At 71.9% G+C, this 17,221-nt stretch carries 19 protein-coding genes; 18 read left to right on the forward strand and 1 reads right to left on the reverse strand.

All coding sequences use genetic code 11. The features are described 5' to 3' along the window. Positions 1–68: 68 nt before the first annotated feature. From ATL40_RS04195 to ATL40_RS04275, 17 genes are all read left to right on the forward strand, one after another. Entirely contained in the window at positions 69–1,397 is a 1,329-nt protein-coding gene (locus tag ATL40_RS04195; RefSeq protein WP_098468442.1) for an ammonium transporter, read from the forward strand. Between the two features lies 1 nt (position 1,398). Further along, entirely contained in the window at positions 1,399–1,737 is a 339-nt protein-coding gene (locus ATL40_RS04200) for a P-II family nitrogen regulator (RefSeq protein ID WP_098468443.1), read from the forward strand. Between the two features lie 14 nt (positions 1,738–1,751). Beyond that, positions 1,752–3,581 carry a [protein-PII] uridylyltransferase gene (locus ATL40_RS04205; RefSeq protein WP_245866708.1) on the forward strand — a complete coding sequence of 610 codons (1,830 nt, stop codon included), beginning with the start codon at positions 1,752–1,754 and terminating at the stop codon, positions 3,579–3,581. Positions 3,582–3,614: 33 nt separating this feature from the next. Beyond that, positions 3,615–5,201 carry a signal recognition particle protein gene (gene ffh, locus ATL40_RS04210; RefSeq protein ID WP_098468445.1) on the forward strand — a complete coding sequence of 529 codons (1,587 nt, stop codon included), beginning with the start codon at positions 3,615–3,617 and terminating at the stop codon, positions 5,199–5,201. Positions 5,202–5,379: 178 nt separating this feature from the next. Then, positions 5,380–5,817 (forward strand): 30S ribosomal protein S16, encoded by a 438-nt coding sequence (rpsP, locus tag ATL40_RS04215; protein WP_098468446.1) that lies wholly within the window; start codon positions 5,380–5,382, stop codon positions 5,815–5,817. Position 5,818: 1 nt separating this feature from the next. Further along, a complete protein-coding gene (locus ATL40_RS04220; protein WP_098468447.1) occupies positions 5,819–6,055 on the forward strand; it encodes an RNA-binding protein in 237 nt (78 codons plus the stop codon). Between the two features lie 92 nt (positions 6,056–6,147). Then, complete coding sequence (rimM, locus tag ATL40_RS04225; protein WP_245866711.1) at positions 6,148–6,681, forward strand: ribosome maturation factor RimM; 534 nt, start codon at positions 6,148–6,150, stop codon at positions 6,679–6,681. Next, positions 6,678–8,108: a tRNA (guanosine(37)-N1)-methyltransferase TrmD gene (gene trmD, locus ATL40_RS15625; RefSeq protein WP_211283059.1), complete on the forward strand. Its 1,431-nt coding sequence runs from the start codon at positions 6,678–6,680 to the stop codon at positions 8,106–8,108. The genes rimM and trmD overlap by 4 nt, the downstream gene beginning before the upstream one ends. Before the next feature lie 146 nt (positions 8,109–8,254). Then, positions 8,255–8,596 (forward strand): 50S ribosomal protein L19, encoded by a 342-nt coding sequence (rplS, locus tag ATL40_RS04235; RefSeq protein WP_098468448.1) that lies wholly within the window; start codon positions 8,255–8,257, stop codon positions 8,594–8,596. A 44-nt stretch (positions 8,597–8,640) separates the two neighbouring features. Further along, positions 8,641–9,378, forward strand: a complete 738-nt coding sequence (gene lepB, locus ATL40_RS04240; RefSeq protein ID WP_098468449.1) for a signal peptidase I — start codon at positions 8,641–8,643, stop codon at positions 9,376–9,378. A gap of 25 nt (positions 9,379–9,403) precedes the next feature. Further along, complete coding sequence (locus ATL40_RS04245; protein WP_245866712.1) at positions 9,404–10,096, forward strand: ribonuclease HII; 693 nt, start codon at positions 9,404–9,406, stop codon at positions 10,094–10,096. Positions 10,097–10,103: 7 nt separating this feature from the next. Next, entirely contained in the window at positions 10,104–10,415 is a 312-nt protein-coding gene (locus ATL40_RS04250; protein ID WP_098468451.1) for a DUF2469 domain-containing protein, read from the forward strand. A 114-nt stretch (positions 10,416–10,529) separates the two neighbouring features. Next, positions 10,530–10,886 (forward strand): YraN family protein, encoded by a 357-nt coding sequence (locus tag ATL40_RS04255; RefSeq protein WP_098468452.1) that lies wholly within the window; start codon positions 10,530–10,532, stop codon positions 10,884–10,886. Beyond that, a complete protein-coding gene (locus ATL40_RS04260) occupies positions 10,886–12,409 on the forward strand; it encodes a YifB family Mg chelatase-like AAA ATPase (RefSeq protein WP_245866716.1) in 1,524 nt (507 codons plus the stop codon). The genes ATL40_RS04255 and ATL40_RS04260 overlap by 1 nt, the downstream gene beginning before the upstream one ends. Continuing rightward, a complete protein-coding gene (dprA, locus tag ATL40_RS04265) occupies positions 12,402–13,661 on the forward strand; it encodes a DNA-processing protein DprA (protein ID WP_098468454.1) in 1,260 nt (419 codons plus the stop codon). The genes ATL40_RS04260 and dprA overlap by 8 nt, the downstream gene beginning before the upstream one ends. Positions 13,662–13,700: 39 nt before the next feature. Then, positions 13,701–14,231: a GNAT family N-acetyltransferase gene (locus tag ATL40_RS04270; RefSeq protein WP_098470275.1), complete on the forward strand. Its 531-nt coding sequence runs from the start codon at positions 13,701–13,703 to the stop codon at positions 14,229–14,231. 74 nt (positions 14,232–14,305) lie between these two features. Continuing rightward, the gene (locus tag ATL40_RS04275) at positions 14,306–15,325 is read left to right on the forward strand and encodes a tyrosine recombinase XerC (protein WP_098470276.1); all 1,020 of its coding nucleotides are present in this window, start codon (positions 14,306–14,308) and stop codon (positions 15,323–15,325) included. A gap of 32 nt (positions 15,326–15,357) precedes the next feature. On the opposite strand, the gene ATL40_RS04280 is transcribed toward ATL40_RS04275, so the two are convergent. Beyond that, positions 15,358–15,912, reverse strand: coding sequence for a murein hydrolase activator EnvC family protein (locus ATL40_RS04280; protein ID WP_098468455.1), 555 nt, complete (start codon positions 15,910–15,912; stop codon positions 15,358–15,360). Positions 15,913–16,305: 393 nt separating this feature from the next. Between ATL40_RS04280 and rpsB the strand changes: the two genes are divergently transcribed. After that, positions 16,306–17,193 carry a 30S ribosomal protein S2 gene (gene rpsB / locus ATL40_RS04285; RefSeq protein WP_098468456.1) on the forward strand — a complete coding sequence of 296 codons (888 nt, stop codon included), beginning with the start codon at positions 16,306–16,308 and terminating at the stop codon, positions 17,191–17,193. Positions 17,194–17,221 lie beyond the last annotated feature (28 nt).

Raw genomic sequence — 17,221 nt, forward strand, 5'->3', positions numbered from 1 at the left:
AAACGGCGAGCGACCACCCTCGTGGGTACGGCGACCGATAGCGGTCGCGCCACGAGGAGAGGATTCGTATGGAGTGGGACAGCGGTAACGCCGCCTGGATGCTGACCTCGGCATCACTGGTGCTGCTCATGACCCCCGGACTTGCGCTGTTCTACGGCGGTATGTCGCGCGCCAAGTCCGTGCTGAACATGATGATGATGTCCTTCGGCGCCATGGGCGTGGTCGGGGTCGTCTACGTGCTGTGGGGCTGGTCGATGTCCTACGCCCCGGACGCGAGCGTCGGCGGGATCTTCGCGAACCCGTTCGCCCAGTTCGGGCTGTCGGGAGCGATCTTCGACGAGACGGGTGAGTTCATCGAGGGTCTCGGGGCCTACCCCCAGGTCATCGACATCGCCTTCCAGGTGACCTTCGCGATCATCACCGTCGCCCTGATCTCCGGCGCACTGGCCGAGCGCGTGAAGTTCTCCGCCTGGCTGGTCTTCACGGCCATCTGGGTGACTCTGAGCTACTTCCCGATGGCCCACATGGTGTGGGGTGGTGGCCTGCTCTCCGGCGCGGAGGGTTCCATCGCTGCCGGGATCTTCGGGACCACCGACGGTGAGGCCAACACGGCGCCGATCGACTTCGCCGGCGGCACCGTGGTCCACATCAACGCCGGTATCGCCGCGCTGGTGCTCGCCCTGATCATCGGCAAGCGCAAGGGCTTCGGCACCGTGCCGATGCGCCCGCACAACCTGACGCTGACCATGCTCGGCGCCGGGCTGCTGTGGTTCGGCTGGTTCGGCTTCAACGCCGGTTCCGCGTTCGCGGCCGACGGCGTCGCCGGCTGGGCCTGGGTCAACACCACCACCGCGACCGCGGCCGCCATGCTCGGCTGGCTGGTCGTGGAGAAGCTGCGCGATGGCCACGCCACCTCGCTGGGTGCCGCGTCCGGCATCGTCGCGGGCCTGGTCGCCGTCACCCCGGCAGCCGGGTCCATCAACCCGGTGGGAGCGATCTTCCTGGGCGCCATCTCCGGTGTCTGCTGCGCCTTCGCCGTGAGCCTGAAGTACAAGTTCGGCTTCGACGACTCGCTCGACGTGGTGGGTGTCCACCTCGTCGGTGGTCTCGTCGGTACCGTGCTCATCGGCTTCCTGGCCGTGGACGGCTCGGTGTTCTTCTCCGAGGGCGCCTTCGGCTTCGGTGGCTTCGACCAACTCATCATCCAGGTCGTCATCGCGGTGGTCGCGCTGATCTTCTCCGGTGTCATCACCTGGGTGATTGCCGCATTCATCAAGGCCGTGATGGGCTGGCGCGTGAGCGACGACGTCGAGTCCGCCGGGATCGACCTCGCCGAGCACGGTGAGTCCGCCTACGAGGGCATCACCGCCGGACGCCTGATCAAGGAGGGCAACTGAGATGAAGCTTGTCACCGGAATCATTCAGCCGCACCGTCTGGACGACGTGAAGGCAGCCCTGGAGGCCGCCGGCATCCGTGGGATGACCGTCTCCGAGGCCAGCGGGTACGGCCGCCAGCGGGGTCACACCGAGGTCTACCGTGGCGCTGAGTACACGGTCGACCTCGTGCCCAAGGTGCGCATCGAGGTCCTCGTGGACTCCGAGACCGCGTCCACCGTCACCGACGTCATCGTGCAGGCCGCGCAGACCGGCAAGATCGGCGACGGCAAGGTGTGGGTGGTGCCCGTCGAGGACGTGGCACGCGTCCGCACCGGCGAGCACGGGGCAGGAGCGCTGTAGTCATCGACTCGCACGTGCCCGACGCACGAGCAGGCGACGGACAGGAGGTCCCGCACCCTGGGGTGCGGGACCTCCGCCGCGCTCTGCTCGACGCCCCCGGCGGACCTGTGGCCCACACCGACGACATCCAGGCGCCCGATGCACCACCCTTCGCCGCGGGCGAGGCCCCGAGCCTGCTGTGCGGTGCCGACTACCGGCGCGGCCTCGCCGACCTGGTCGACGGCGCGCTCTCGCTGCTGTGGCAGGACGCCGCGGCGCGCCTCGGGTTCGACCTGGACCACGGCGTGGCGCTCGCCGTGGTGGGTTCCCTGGCCCGCCGTGACGCCGGGCCCACCAGCGACCTGGACTGCCTGCTGATCCACGACGGCAAGACCCTCACCCAGGAGCAGGTCGGTGCGCTCGCCGAGGCGCTGTGGTACCCGATCTGGGACGCGGGCCTGGACCTGGACCACTCGGTGCGCACCCTCGCGCAGTGCCGCCAGATCGCCTCGCGTGACCTGGTGGCCGCGGTCGGGTTGCTGGACCTGCGCCACGTGGCGGGCGACGCCGCCGTGGTGCACCGCGCGCGCAGCGCCGTGCTGGAGGACTGGCGCAGCGCCGCGCGTCGGCGGTTGCCCGAACTCCTGACCTCCACCCGCACCCGGGCCGAGCGCACCGGTGACCTCGCCTACCTCATCGAGCCCGATCTGAAGGAGGCACGGGGCGGAATCCGCGACGCGGTCGTCGTCCATGCTCTCGCCGCGACCTGGCTGACGGACCGGCCCCACGGCGCATTCGACCGGGCGCACGACCACCTGCTCACGGTGCGCGACGCCGTCGCCCTGGAGACCGGGCGCCACACCAACCGGCTGCTGCAGGGCGACAGCGACGCCGTCGCGCGCCGCTGCGGGTACCACGATCGGGACGACCTGCTGGCCTCCCTGGCCGAGGCCGCGCGCACCGTGGCCTACTCCCTGGACGTCACCGTGCGTCGCGCCCGGCAGGCGCTGCGCCGGCCCAGCCCGCGCCGCGGGCCCACCTTGATCCGGGGGCGTCGCGTGGCGCCTCGGCTGCGGGCCGTGGCGGAGGGACTCGTGGAGCACGACGGCGAGATCGTGCTGGCCGCGGATGTCGACCTGTCCCACGACCCGGTCCTGCCGCTGCGTGCGGCGGCCACGGCCGCGCGCGGCGGGTTGCCGCTCTCCCCGGTCACCGTCGCCTCCCTGGCCACCGCGCCCCCGCTGCCCACACCATGGCCGAGCGCGGCGCGTCACCACCTCATCCACCTCCTCGGGGCCGGGCGGGCGCAGGCCGACGTGTGGGAGGCGCTGGACCTCGAGGGCGTGGTCACGCAGTGGTTCCCCGCGTGGCGGGCGGTGCGCAACCGACCCCAGCGCAATCCGATCCACATCCACACCGTGGACCGCCACATGGTGGAGACCGCGATCAACGCCGGCGAGGCGCCGAAGGAGACCCCGCACCGCGACCTGCTCCTGGTGACCGCCCTGTTCCACGACATCGGCAAGATCGCCGGGGCCGCCGACCACAGCGTGACCGGTGCCGAGATCGTGGGGGAGATGCTGCCGGGGCTCGGGTTCAACCCGCAGGAGACGGCGCTGGTGCAGCGGCTCGTCCTGGTCCACCTGGTGCTGGCGGAGCAGGCCACCCGATCCGATCCCGAGGACCCCGAGACCGCGCAGGCCGTGATCGATGCGGTCGACGGCGACGCGGAGACCTTCGAGATGCTGCGCGTGCTCACCGAGGCCGACGCCCGCGCCGCGGGCCCGAAGGCGTGGACACCGTGGCGCGCTTCCCTCGTGGAGACCCTCACGCACCGGATCCGGGCACAGCTCGCGATACCCTGAGGACCACCTCCAGTCCCAGCCAGAAGGTTCCACGTGTTCGCCACCCTGTCCGATCGCATCACCTCCGCCGTCGCCAACCTGCGCGGCCGGGGGCGACTGTCCGACGCGGAGATCTCCGCCTCGATCGCCGAGATCCGGCGCGCCCTCCTGGACGCCGACGTCGCGCTGCCCGTGGTGCGCGAGTTCACCGCCTCGGTGCGGGAGAAGGCCGCGGCCGCGGAACTCTCGCAGGTCCTCGATCCCGCGCAGCAGATCGTCAAGATCGTGCACGAGGAACTCACCCGGATCCTGGGCGGCGAGACGCGTGACCTGCACATGGCCAAGCGGGGGCCGACCGTCATCATGCTCGCCGGCCTGCAGGGAGCGGGGAAGACGACCCTGGCGGGCAAGCTCGGTCGCTGGATGAAGGAGCAGGGTCACTCGCCCCTCCTGGTGGCCAGCGACCTGCAGCGACCCAACGCCGTGCAGCAGCTGGAGATCGTCGGCAAGGGAGCGGGGGTCGCGGTCTGGTCGCCCGAACCGGGCAACGGGGTCGGAGACCCGGTCGAAGTGGCGCGCACCGGTGTGGCGCACGCCAAGGAGCAGTACTACGACGTGGTCGTGGTGGACACCGCCGGCCGCCTCGGCGTGGACGCCGAACTGATGCAGCAGGCGGCTGACATCCGCGACGCCGTGCAGCCCAACGAGATCCTGTTCGTCATCGACGCGATGATCGGTCAGGACGCCGTGACCACGGCACAGGCATTCGCCGATGGGGTCGGATTCACCGGCGTGGTGCTCTCCAAGCTGGACGGCGATGCCCGTGGTGGTGCCGCGCTGTCGGTGGCCTCGGTCACCGGTGCCCCGGTGATGTTCGCCTCCACCGGGGAGAAGGTCGGGGACTTCGAGCGCTTCCACGCCGACCGGATGGCCTCGCGGATCCTGGACATGGGCGACGTGATGACGCTCATCGAGCAGGCCGAGCGCGCCTTCGACGAGGAGCAGGCCGCCGAGCTCGCGAACAAGATCGCGGGCGACGGCGACTTCACCCTGGAGGACTTCCTGCAGCAGATGCAGCAGATGAAGCAGCTCGGGTCGATGAAGAAGATGCTGGGGATGCTCCCCGGCATGGGACAGATCCGCGAGCAGCTGGAGAACTTCGACGAGCGCGAGGTGGACCGGGTCGAGGCGATCGTCCGGTCGATGACACCGGCCGAGCGGCGCAACCCCAAGCTCATCAACGGGTCGCGACGCTCGCGCATCGCCCGGGGATCGGGCACCACGGTCACCGAGATCAATCAGCTCATGCAGCGTTTCGACCAGGCCAAGACGATGATGCGCTCGATGGCGCGCGGCGGTGGTGGCATGGCCGGTGCGATGGCGGGCGGCGGCATGCCCGCCGGCCTGGGCTCGATGCCGGGGATGGGCAAGAAGTCCAAGGGCCGGATGGCGCCGCAGCAGAACAAGCGCAAGAAGGGTAAGAGCGGTAACCCCGCCAAGCGTGCGGCGCAGGAGCGCGCGGCCGCGCAGAAGGCCGAGCAGCGTTCGCCGGCGGGTTCCGCCTTCGGGATCGAGCCGCAGGACGGCGCACCCCCGAAGCTCGATCTACCCGACGGCCTGGGGAAGTTTCTCGATCGCTGAGTGCCACGCCGCCGGTCGGTGTGCGCACTCGTGCCGGGGATCTGGCACAATGGACCGCTGTACCCGGCGGTCACGGCCCTCTCACCGTGCCTGCCGTGTCCGTGACGACTCCTCCGAGGGTGCCCCACGCCCGGGTGGCGGAGCGCGTCGACCCGAAACCATCAGGAGTACCACCACCGTGGCAGTCAAGATTCGTCTCAAGCGCCTGGGCAAGATCCGCGCTCCCTACTACCGTGTCGTCGTCGCCGACTCCCGCACCCGTCGGGACGGTCGCGTGATCGAGGAGATCGGGAAGTACCACCCGACCGAGGAGCCCTCGCTCATCGAGATCTCATCCGAGCGGGCCCAGTACTGGCTCGGCGTCGGCGCCCAGCCGACCGAGCAGGTCGCGGCGCTCCTGCGCGTGACCGGCGACTGGCAGAAGTTCAAGGGCCTTCCGGGTGCCGAGGGCACCCTGCGCACCAAGGGTGGCGTGACCGCCGAGGCGACGGCCGAGGCCGTGGCCGCAGCCGAGGCCGACGCGGAGCTGCGCAAGGCGAAGGCGTCCGAGCAGAAGGCGGCCGCGCAGGCCGCGGCCGAGGACGCCTCCGGCGACGAGACCGACGCCGAGGCCTGAGATGCTCGCGGACGCTCTGGAGCACCTGGTGCGTGGCATCGTGGACAACCCCGACGACGTCGAGGTCACGCCGCGATCGCTGCGCCGTGGTGAGCTCCTCGAGCTGCGCGTGAATCCCGCCGATCTCGGCCGCGTGATCGGCCGCTCCGGTCGCACCGCGCGAGCGCTGCGCACCGTGGTCGGCGCGATCTCCGGGCACCCGGTGCGCATCGACGTCATCGACGTCGACCGCCGCTAGGCCCCGCAACACCCAGGAGACAGGTCGCTCACCCCACGGGGTGGGCGACCTGTTTCGTCATCACAGCAGTCGGTAGCAGCGAGGAGTCCATCGTGAGTCGCCAGAGCATCCCCGAGGGCCAGGTCATCCTGGCCCGCCTGGGCGCAGCCAACGGTCTGCGCGGGGAGGTGAAGCTCGAGATCCGTACCGACACACCGGAGCGCCTCGCCGTCGGGCAGCGGGTCGGCACCGATGACCCGGCGCTGGGTGACCTGTCGGTGAGCAGCCGCCGCCGCAGCGGATCGGCCGAGTTGATCGGCTTCGCCGAGGTGAGCGATCGCACGGCGGCCGAGCGGCTACGTGGGGTGCATCTCATCGGGGAGGCCCTCGCCGAGGACGACGCGTGGTACCCCGCCGACCTGGTGGGTCTGCAGGTGCGCCATCCCAGCGGTCGGGTGCTCGGTGAGGTGCTCGGTCTGCGCGAGATGCCGGCCCACCATCTCCTGGAGATCCGCGAACCCTCCGGAGCGCGCACCTCGGTCCCGTTCGTGACGGCGATCGTGCCCGAGGTCAGGGTGTCGGAGGGATACCTGGTGGTGGACCCGCCCGGAGGCCTGCTGGTCGATGAGCCGGGAGAGCCGCAGTGAGCGCCTCACCAGGTGCCCGCGGCGATCTGGCTCCCCGCATCGACGTCGTCTCGATCTTCCCGGGCTACCTGGACGCTCTGGATCTCTCCCTGGTCGGCAAGGCGAGGGAGAGCGGCCTGGTGGACATCGCCGTCCATGACCTGCGGGATGTCACCACTGACCGACACCGCACGGTGGACGACTCCCCGTTCGGGGGCGGCGCCGGCATGGTGATGCGCCCCGATGTGTGGTGGTCCGCGATCGAGGCCACGGGCCGGCGTCCCGCACGCGCTGGGGCCACGGTGGCTGGCGCGAGCACCGAGGGTGTCGATGCCGACCCGCGCGAGGTCGTTCTCCTCGTCCCGACCCCCAGTGGCGCGCGGCTGACACAGCCCGATGCGCACGCGCTGGCCCGCGAGGCGAGCGCCGGCGACGTGCGGTATGTGCTCGCCTGCGGGCGCTACGAGGGAATCGACGCGCGGGTCACCGAGCGCGCTGCGGGCGATCCCACGATCCGGCGCGTCCAGGAGTTCTCCATCGGGGACTACGTGCTCAACGGCGGGGAGGTCGCCGCACTCGTGCTCCTGGAAGCCGTGGTCCGACTGTTGCCCGGGGTGCTCGGCAACCCCGAGAGCATCGCCGAGGAGTCGTTCGAGGGGGACGGGATCCTGGAGTACCCCGTCTACACGCGCCCGGCGCTGTGGGAGGGCCTGGCGGTGCCCGAGGTGCTCACCTCGGGCAACCACGGCGCGGTGGAACGCTGGCGGCGGGAGCGCGCGCTCGAGCGCACCGCGCGTCGGCGCCCGGATCTGTTGCCACCGCTCACGGTCACCGAGCTCTCCCGCCGCGACCTGGCCGCACTCGCGGTGGAGGGGGTCGAACCAGGCAGACACGGGCGACTCATCGGGCCGGTGCGGGTGCGGCGCGCCGAACCCGCCGATGCCGCCTTGGTGGCCGATCTCGCGGCCATGACGTTCCCGCTCGCCTGCCCGGACTCCGCCACCCTCGCCGATGTGCGCCGCCACATCGCCGAGCACCTCTCGGTCCAGGTGTTCACCGACTACCTGCGCGACCCGGGCGAGGTCGTGCTCCTGGCATACGACGACGCACACGCCGCCCTCGGATACGCCCTCGTGCACCTGGACGGGCGTGGCGCGGACGCCCCCGCGTTCGAGGGGAGGCTCGCCGAACTCTCCAAGTGCTACGTCCTCCCGCGCGCGCAGGGCACCGGGTGCGCCGCCGAACTCATGCGAGCGGTGCTGCGGGCCGCCGCGGACGCCGGTGCGGACGCGGTCTGGCTCGGGGTCAACGCGCAGAACGTCAACGCGTTGCGCTACTACCGGCGGCACGGGTTCGAGCCGGTGGGCGAGCGCACCTATCAGGTGGGCGCCGCCGAACACCACGACCACGTGCTGCTGCGGACCCTCCCGCGGGGTGTGGCAGAATAGGTCGCTGGTCCCGCAACGACCGCCGCATGCCGCTGCCACAGGGGCGAGCACTGTCGGCACCCGGGACCACCCGATCGATCATCAGACGGCGCCGACCGGCGCCACGACACCACCGTGTGACCTGTGGCCCACGATGAGGAGCACCCATGCAGAAGCTCGATGCGGTTGACGCCGCCTCGCTGCGCGACGACGTCCCCGACTTCCGTCCCGGCGACACCCTGAAGGTCCACGTCAAGGTCGTCGAGGGCAGCCGCTCGCGCGTCCAGGTCTTCCAGGGCGTCGTCATCGCCCGCTCCGGGGGCGGGGTCCGCGAGACCTTCACCATCCGCAAGGTCAGTTTCGGTGTGGGTGTGGAGCGCATCTTCCCGATCCACACCCCCACGATCGACCACATCGAGGTCGTGACCCGTGGTGACGTGCGTCGCGCGAAGCTCTACTACCTGCGTAACCTGCGAGGCAAGGCCGCGAAGATCCGCGAGAAGCGCTGACTCGCAGCACCGCATCAGGACCCGGCTACCTCGAAAGGAACGTGATGACCGACTCGAGGCAGCCGGGTTCTGACGTCCCCGGGCCCGATGGCCCTCAGGCGCAGCCGAGCCGGTCCCGGCGATCCCTCTCCGCGCTCAAGGAGACCGTGCTGGTCGTCGCGATCGCGCTGGTCATCTCCCTGCTCGTCAAGACCTTCCTGGTCCAGGCGTTCTACATCCCCTCCTCCTCCATGGAGGACACCCTCGAGGTGGGCGACCGGGTCCTGGTCTCCCGTCTCGCCCCCGGCCTGCTGGAGGTCCACCGCGGAGACATCGTGGTCTTCGAGGACCCGGGCGGGTGGCTGCGTGACGACGCCGATCCCGACTCCCTGAAGCAGCGGTTGATCACCGTGGGGGAGTTCGTGGGACTCCTGCCCGCCAACACCGGCTCCCACCTGATCAAGCGCGTGATCGGTCTGCCGGGCGACACCGTGGCGTGTTGCGGGCAGGACGGGCGCGTCACGGTGAACGGTGTGCCGATCGACGAACCGTACGTGATCGAGGGAGCCGCACCCAGCGACGTGCCCTTCGAGGTCACGGTGCCCGAGGGGCACCTGTTCGTGCTCGGTGACAACCGGTCCAACTCCGCCGACTCCCGCTACCACCAGGGTGCGCCGGGTGGCGGCACGGTGCCGATCGAGAACGTCGTCGGAGTCGCCCAGGTCACCATCTGGCCGCTGGACAGGGTCGGACTCCTGCGCAATCCGGGTACGACCTTCGCGGATGTCCCCGAGGCGTCCTAGCCCCGCCGCGGGACCCGCGCCCACCATGGCGGTGGAGCGCGAGTTGCTGCGCAGCGCGAACGTGGTCGCGGGGATGGACGAGGTCGGGCGGGGCTGCCTCGCAGGCCCGGTCAGCGTGGGCGTCGTCGTCGTCGACGCCGAGCGCCGTCGCCAACCCCCGGGGATCCGGGACTCCAAGATCATCACAGCCTCGGCGCGGGAGCGGCTGGTCCCCGCGATCACGCGGTGGGCGCTCGCGAGCGCCGTCGGGCACGCGAGCGCGCAGGAGATCGACGCCATCGGGATCATCGCGGCGCTCCGGCTCGCTGGGAACCGGGCACTGCGGGCTCTCCCGGTCGCACATCGGCCCCAGGTGGTCGTGCTGGACGGCAGCCACGACTGGCTCACCGCGCCGCAGGACCTGCTCACCTCGCTCGAGACCGACCGCGTGGAGGCCGACGATCAGGACCAGACTCCGGCCTCGGTGGTGATGCGGGTCAAGGCCGACCGGCTGTGCACGAGCGTGGCCGCTGCCAGCGTGCTGGCCAAGGTGGAACGGGACGCCATCATGCGCGCCGAACACGCACGGGACCCGCGCTATGACTGGGCCGCCAACAAGGGGTACGCCTCCCCGAGCCACATCGCCGCCCTCGCGCGACACGGAGCCTGTGGGCTGCACCGACGATCGTGGAGTCTGCCCGGCGTCGCGGACCCGTCGCGGGGGGTCGAGTTGGCATGATGGTCCCGTGAGCGCAGAGGACCTGGAGAACTACGAGACGGAACTGGAGCTCGCCCTCTACCGCGAGTACCGCGACGTCGTGGGCCTGTTCAACTACGTGGTGGAGACCGAACGCCGGTTCTACCTGGCCAACTCGGTGGACCTGCAGGTGCGCTCGGCGGGCGGAGAGGTCTTCTTCGAGTTGACGCTCGCCGACGCCTGGGTCTGGGACGTGTACCGCTCGGCCCGGTTCATCAAGCAGGTGCGTGTGGTCACGTTCAAGGACGTCAACGTCGAGGAGCTCTCGCCGGCGGACTTGCAGATGCCGGACGCGCCGTGACGCCGATCCTGGCTGTCCCCAGGTAGCACCACGACCACACCCGGTGCGGTTGTCCCCAGGCGCACCCCGGTCTCCCGCGCGAGCGGCGCACGCTGGTCGCGGAGGTGATGCGCCGTGGCGTACAAGGACGAGGTCGGGCGCGCGGGGGAACAACTCGCAGCGCAGTGGGTGGTCGATCAGGGCTGGGAGTTGCTCGCCCGCAACTGGCGAGTCGCACGTGGCGAGATCGACCTGATCGCACGCGAGGGTGACACGGTCGTCGCCATCGAGGTGAAGACGCGCACCAGCGCCACCTTCGGAGGGGCGCTGGCGGCCGTGACACCGCCGAAGGTGGCGCGCCTGCGCCGATTGTTCGGGCACTGGCTCGCGGAGCAGACCGTGCGGACAGGCGAGGTGCGCATCGACGTGATCGCCGTGACCCTCGCTCCGGGCCGGATACCCGAGGTCACGCACCTGCGGGGGGTGGCGTGATGGTGTACCGCACCCGCGCCGTCAACCTTCGCGGGATGGCGGGCACCGTGGTGGAGGTCGAGGCGCACGTCGCGCTCGGGCTGCCTGCCTTCAGCCTCGTGGGTCGACCCGACCCCGCCCTCGCGGAGGCCAGGGAGCGGGTCCGCGCCGCCGTGCAGTCCTGCGGGCTGACCTTCCCACCGCGTCGGATCACCGTGAACCTCCTGCCCGCCTCCGAGCCGAAGGCGGGTTCCGGATTCGACCTCGCCGTTGCGGTGTGTGTGCTCGGCGCCGCGGGCATCCTGGCCACGCAGACCCCCGAGGTGGTGCACCTGGGGGAACTCGGCCTCGACGGGCGGGTGCACCCCGTGCGGGGGATCCTCCCGATGGTCCTCGCGTGTGTAGCGGCGGGGTTCACGAGGGTGGTCGTGCCGTCAGCAGACGTGGCCGAGGCACGGCTGGTGCCGGGGGCCCAGGTCACCGGTGTGACGCATCTCGCCGAGCTCGCCGCTCGCTACGGCGCGGACGTGCGCGTTGGCGCGCTCGACCCGGTGCGCCGCACCGTCGCAGCGGCCCCACCTCGTGTCGAGCCCGACCTCGCCGACGTCGCCGGCCAGGAGTTCGCCCGGTATGCGCTGGAGGTCGCCGCCGCCGGGGGCCACCACCTCTACCTGGTGGGCCCGCCGGGAACCGGGAAGACGATGCTCGCCGCGAGGCTGCCCGGCATCCTGCCGGACCTGACCGAGGCACAGGCCGTGGAGGTCACCTCGGTGCACTCCGTGGCCGGCACCTTCGAACCGAGCAACGGACTGCTGCGCCGCCCGCCGCTGGAGGCGCCCCATCACACGGCCTCGCCGGCCGCGATCGTGGGGGGTGGTTCAGGGGTGCCACGCCCGGGTGCGGCCTCGCGTGCCCACTGCGGCGTGCTCCTGCTCGACGAGGCACCGGAGTTCCCCGCGAGGGTCCTGGACACCCTGCGTCAGCCGTTGGAGAGCGGACGCATCAGACTGGACCGCGCGGTGGGCAGCGCCGACTATCCCGCCGGGTTCCAACTGGTGCTCGCCGCGAACCCGTGCCCGTGCGGCCGTGGCTCGGGGAAGGCCGTGGACTGCGTGTGCAGTTCGCTGCAGCGGCGCCGCTATGCCGCACGACTGTCCGGCCCGCTCCTGGACCGGGTCGACATCCAGGTGGAGGTGCCGCGGTCCACGCCCGGCGCACTGGGCGCGGCACCCGGCGAGGCCTCCGCGAGTGTCGCGGAGCGGGTGGCGAGTGCGCGCCGTGCCATGGCGGCACGCTGGCGGGCTACCCCGTGGCAGACCAACGCCGCGGTGCCCGGCGCATGGCTGCGCAGCCAGCACCCGCTGACGCATGACGCCGGTCGCGAGGTGCGGCGCGCCGTCGAACTGGGTCACCTCAGCCTGCGCGGCGCCGACCGGGTGACGCGGCTCGCGTGGACCATCGCCGACCTCTCGGGTGCCGAACGCCCGGGACCCGATGACGTGGCCACCGCGATGACGCTGCGGATGCGGGGACGCCATGAGTGAGCCGGTGCGCAGCGCCGTGCGGGGGTGGGACCCCGAGGATCCACGGCACGCGGCGGTGGCGTGGGGACGCATGGCCGAACCGGGGGACCTGGCCGCCGCCACCTTGGTGGCTGATCGGGGCCACGTCGCCGCCCTGCGGTGGGTCCTGGGTGGCGCCGGGGGGAACCTCGAGCCGCCGTGTGAGCCCTGGGACCCGCGGGTGTGGCATCGGGCGCGTGAGCGCTGGGCACCTCGGCTGGAGGTGGTCCGCCCCGAGCGGGAGCTCGCCGTGGTCGAACGGCTGGGCGGGACGGTGCTGACACGCCAGGACCCGCGCTGGCCACGGGCGCTCGCCGACCTCGGCCTCGGTGAACCGCACTGCCTGTGGGTGCGGGGCGATCCTGACCTGCCCCGTCGATGCCGCTCCGGGGGCGTCGCGATCGTCGGGGCGCGCGCCAGTACCGCCTACGGCGCTCACGTGGCGTCCGAGTTCGCTGCCGGGGTGGTGGCGGCCGGCGGGGTGGTGGTCTCCGGCGGCGCGTACGGGATCGACGCCGTGGCGCATCAGGCCGCCCTTGCTCGTGGCGGTGACACCCTCGCGGTGATGGCGGGTGGGCTGGACCGCCTCTATCCGGCGGGGAACGCCGAACTCCTGGACCGGGTGACCCGGGAGGGTGCGGTGGTGGCGGAGCTGGGGCCGGGGTCCTCGCCCACCAGGGCTCGGTTCCTCACGCGCAACCGTCTGATCGCGGCGCTCGCGGCAGCCTGCGTGGTGGTCGAGGCGGGGTGGCGCTCCGGCACGCTCTCGACCGCGGGGCACGCGGCGCGGCTGCTGCGCCCGGTCGGGGCCGTACCCGGGCCGGTCACCTCCGCGGCCTCTGCCGGCTGCCACCGCCTGCTGCGGGACCAGGCCGCGATCTGCGTCACGGACGTGCCCGAGGTCATGAGCCTGGTCGAGTCCGCTGACGCGACTCGGCCGGAGGCTCGTGAGCAGGTATCGGTCTCCACGGTCGAGCCCGGCGCACCACAGGGCGATCAGGTCGGGCCGCCCCCGGGGCTCGCGGCACGCGAGCTCGCGGTCTGGGAGGCCCTGCCGGCACGGGGCAGCGCCACCCCCGACGCCCTGATCCGTGCCAGCGGCCTTGCTCCGCGGGAGGTGAATGCCGCACTGGGCAGGCTGGAACTCGGCGGTCACCTGGAGCGGGACGGCGCTCGGCTGCGGCGATCGAGGCGCCCTCGCCGTTCCAGCGCCCACGGTCCTGTGGTTGACTGAATTCGGGCGGTCCGGACGGCGAGCGAGGGAGGAGTGGCCGTGGACGACGCACGCACCTCGCTTCGCCTGCTCGACCTCGACGACGCCCCGCTCCTGGCCGAGCTCCGGGCGCGTAACGCCGATCACCTTCGGCCGTGGGAACCCACCCGACCCGCCCGGTTCGTCACCAGGCAGGGGCAGACCGCGTACGTCGAGCAGTTGCTGAGGGCCTACGAGAACGGCGACGGGGTGCCGTTCGCGATCACCACGCAGGGCCGCGTCATCGGGCAGGTGACTCTCGCCGGCATCGTCCGCGGCGCCTTGCAGTCCTGTTCCCTGGGGTACTGGGTGGGCGCGGCGGACACCGGGGTCGGGCACGCCACCCGCGCCGCGACGCTCGCGATCGGGTTCGCGTTCTCGCAGCTGGGGTTGCACCGGGTGCAGGCCGAGACCCTCCCCGAGAACGCGCCCTCGCGTGCCGTGCTGCGGCGTAACGCGTTCGTGCAGTACGGCCTGGCACCGCAGTACCTGAGCATCGACGGACAGTGGCGTGACCACCTGATGTTCCAGCGGCTGGCGCCCGCCCGGTGACGCGGTCGGTCGAGACCCTGGACTTGCCGGGCCGTGTCATTGCCAAGGGCCGCGCAGGGGCGCACCATGGGGCCATGGTCCAGGGCTCCACGCCGGCGAGTGCACGCCCGCGCGATGCGGCCCTCGTGGAGGAGTTCAGCGATCACTTGAGGCTGCAGCGTGGGCGCTCCGCACACACCGTGCGGGCCTATGCGGGCGATGTCGCCGATCTTCTGGCGCAGGCCCCGGGCGACGCGACCGGCGCCGATCTGACTCGGCTGGACCTGGCGGTGCTGCGGCGTTGGCTCGCCCGGCAGCACGAGCGCGGACTCGCGCGCTCGACGATCGCGCGCCGAGGTGCCTCCGTCCGCACGTTCACGGCCTGGGCGCACGCGTGTGGGCACCTGGCCACGGACCCGGCGCTGCTGTTGCGCTCGCCGCGCGCCGACCGCACGCTGCCCGTGGTGCTCACGGCGGCGCAGTCAGCGGCACTCGTGACCACACCGGGTGTGCCGGCCGTGTCCGCGCAGGCGGCTGATGACACCGCGGGGGAGCGGGACCACCGGGTGCGCGCACCCGCTGAGGACGGCGAACTCGAGGCGGCACGCGCTCGCGGTGTGCACGCCCGCGACCGCGCGATGCTGGAGATCCTGTACTCCAGTGCTCTGCGCGTCTCGGAGCTGTGCGGACTGGAGGTGTCCGACGCCGACCTGGGCGAGCGCTTGCTGCGCGTGCTCGGGAAGGGAGGTAAGGAGCGCATGGTGCCCTTCGGGGCCCCCGCGGCACGGGCGCTGGAGGAATGGCTTCGGCTGCGCCAGGAGTTCTCGCAATCGGCGCAGACCCGCGCCCTGTTCCTCGGCGTCCGGGGCCGCCGCATCGACCCTCGCACGGTGCGGCGGATCGTGCACCGGGCGAGCGCCGCGGCCGGGGTGCCGGACCTCGCGCCCCACGGGCTGCGGCACAGCGCCGCCACTCACCTGCTCGACGGCGGCTCCGACCTGCGCGCCATCCAGCAGTACCTCGGGCACGCCTCGCTCGCCACCACCCAGCGTTACACCCACGTCAGTTCCGAGCGGCTGATGGCCGCCTACCGCCAGGCGCACCCCCACGCCTGAGCCGCCTCGGGTGAGCATCCGACTCGGCTCGCTCACTCGAGCAGGCGGATCGCCACCGGCTGTACCAGGGAGAGCGGATCGAGGTAGTCCGACCCCAGCCGCGCGCCCCAGTGCAGGCCCGAGTCCGCCGCGTGACCTGGTCGCTCCACCGGGCTGAGCAGGCCGATCACGGCGCCTCGCTGCACCGACTCCCCGGTGCTCACGATCGCTGCCAGCGGTTCGTAGGTGGTCCGTACGCCGTCGGCGTGGTCGATCGAGACCACCGTGCGCCCGGCGACCGGACCGGCGAACGCCACCACCCCGTCGGCCGCCGCACGGACCGGCTCTCCTGCCGCCAGCGCCAGGTCGACCCCTCGGTGGCCGGGCAGCCACGGCTGATCCGGTGGATCGAACGCCCGCAGGACGACGGGCTGCGCAACGGGCCAGTCGTAGCGCACGCGCTCGGCCGGCCACGCGCCCGGCTCGGCCTGACCGTGCGGGACTGCGGCGTGCAACGCCGCTGGGCGTGAGTCGACGGCGAGTGCGGTCGTCACGGTGAGGGCAAGGAGGGTGAGCAGGAGCGCGGCGCGCCCCGAGGGTGCAGGCATGCCCGCAGCCTGCCGAGGATCACGGCCCGGCGGGGCCGCGGTCCCCACGCTGTGGAGAACCACGGAGGAACGGGGCGGTGGGGACAGGGGTGAACGAGGCGCCGCGCCGGCGCCACACCCGCGTGCTGCTGCACGAGGACGGACGGGCGTGGAGTACCATGGGTGACGCAGTCGACTGCGGTCGACTGACATCGCGTGCCCGCACATCGATCGACAGCCCTCGCCGCAGCGCGGGGGAGTGCGTTGATCGAGCCGCCCCGCCACGGTCCCTCTGTGGTCGCGGGGAGGCGCGGACACCAGGCGGTCGTCCGAACCCGGACGGCCGAGGAACCGGAACGGGTCGCCCCGCGACCCACGACGCGCGGCGACACGCCGCGCCGGAAAGGACGAGCCATGGCCGTCGTCACCATGCGCCAGCTCCTCGAGAGCGGCGTCCACTTCGGGCACCAGACCCGCCGCTGGAACCCGAAGATGAAGCGTTTCATCTTCACCGAGCGCAACGGCATCTACATCATCGACCTGCAGCAGTCGCTGGCCGACATCGACCGCGCCTACTCCTTCGTGAAGGAGACCGTGGCGCACGGCGGCACGATCCTGTTCGTCGGTACCAAGAAGCAGGCGCAGGAGGCCATCGCCGAGCAGGCCGCGCGCGTGGGCATGCCGTACGTCAACCAGCGTTGGCTCGGTGGCATGCTCACCAACTTCCAGACCGTCAGCAAGCGCCTGGCTCGCCTCGCCGAGCTCGAGGACGTGGACTTCGAGGACGTGGCCGCCTCCGGCCGCACCAAGAAGGAACTGCTGATGATGCGCCGTGAGAAGGACAAGCTCGAGCGGACCCTGGGCGGTATCCGCACCATGAGCAAGGTCCCCTCCGCGGTGTGGATCGTCGACACCAAGAAGGAGCACCTCGCGATCGCCGAGGCGCGCAAGCTCAACATCCCGGTGGTCGCCATCCTCGACACCAACTGCGACCCGGACGAGGTCGACTTCCCGATCCCAGGCAACGACGACGCCATTCGCGCTGTCGCCCTGCTGACCCGGGTGGTGGCCGACGCCGTGGCCGAGGGCACCATCGCCCGCCACACCGGCGGTGAGAAGAAGGACGGCGAGACCGCCGAGCCGCTGGCCGAGTGGGAGCGCGAGCTGCTCGAGGCCAACGAGGGTGCGGCTGCTGCTGAGGCGCCCGCCGCTGAGGCTGCTGAGGCGCCCGCCGCTGAGGCTGCTGAGGCGCCTGCCGCCGAGGCCGCTGAGGCCCCCGCCGCCGAGTCCACCGACGCCTGAGCGTCACCCGCACCGAGCAAGGAGATAG

Source organism: Serinibacter salmoneus (assembly GCF_002563925.1).
Lineage (GTDB): Bacteria > Actinomycetota > Actinomycetes > Actinomycetales > Beutenbergiaceae > Serinibacter > Serinibacter salmoneus.

Bases quoted from the DNA above. Each gene is read 5' to 3' on its own strand.
- ATL40_RS04280 (WP_098468455.1), bottom strand. From the start codon at position 15,912: ATGCCTGCACCCTCGGGGCGCGCCGCGCTCCTGCTCACCCTCCTTGCC.
- ATL40_RS04200 (WP_098468443.1), top strand. From the start codon at position 1,399: ATGAAGCTTGTCACCGGAATCATTCAGCCGCACCGTCTGGACGACGTG.
- dprA (WP_098468454.1), top strand. From the start codon at position 12,402: ATGAGTGAGCCGGTGCGCAGCGCCGTGCGGGGGTGGGACCCCGAGGAT.
- ATL40_RS04245 (WP_245866712.1), top strand. From the start codon at position 9,404: ATGGCGGTGGAGCGCGAGTTGCTGCGCAGCGCGAACGTGGTCGCGGGG.
- rplS (WP_098468448.1), top strand. From the start codon at position 8,255: ATGCAGAAGCTCGATGCGGTTGACGCCGCCTCGCTGCGCGACGACGTC.
- ATL40_RS04195 (WP_098468442.1), top strand. From the start codon at position 69: ATGGAGTGGGACAGCGGTAACGCCGCCTGGATGCTGACCTCGGCATCA.
- lepB (WP_098468449.1), top strand. From the start codon at position 8,641: ATGACCGACTCGAGGCAGCCGGGTTCTGACGTCCCCGGGCCCGATGGC.
- ATL40_RS04275 (WP_098470276.1), top strand. From the start codon at position 14,306: ATGGTCCAGGGCTCCACGCCGGCGAGTGCACGCCCGCGCGATGCGGCC.
- rpsB (WP_098468456.1), top strand. From the start codon at position 16,306: ATGGCCGTCGTCACCATGCGCCAGCTCCTCGAGAGCGGCGTCCACTTC.
- ATL40_RS04220 (WP_098468447.1), top strand. From the start codon at position 5,819: ATGCTCGCGGACGCTCTGGAGCACCTGGTGCGTGGCATCGTGGACAAC.
- ATL40_RS04260 (WP_245866716.1), top strand. From the start codon at position 10,886: ATGGTGTACCGCACCCGCGCCGTCAACCTTCGCGGGATGGCGGGCACC.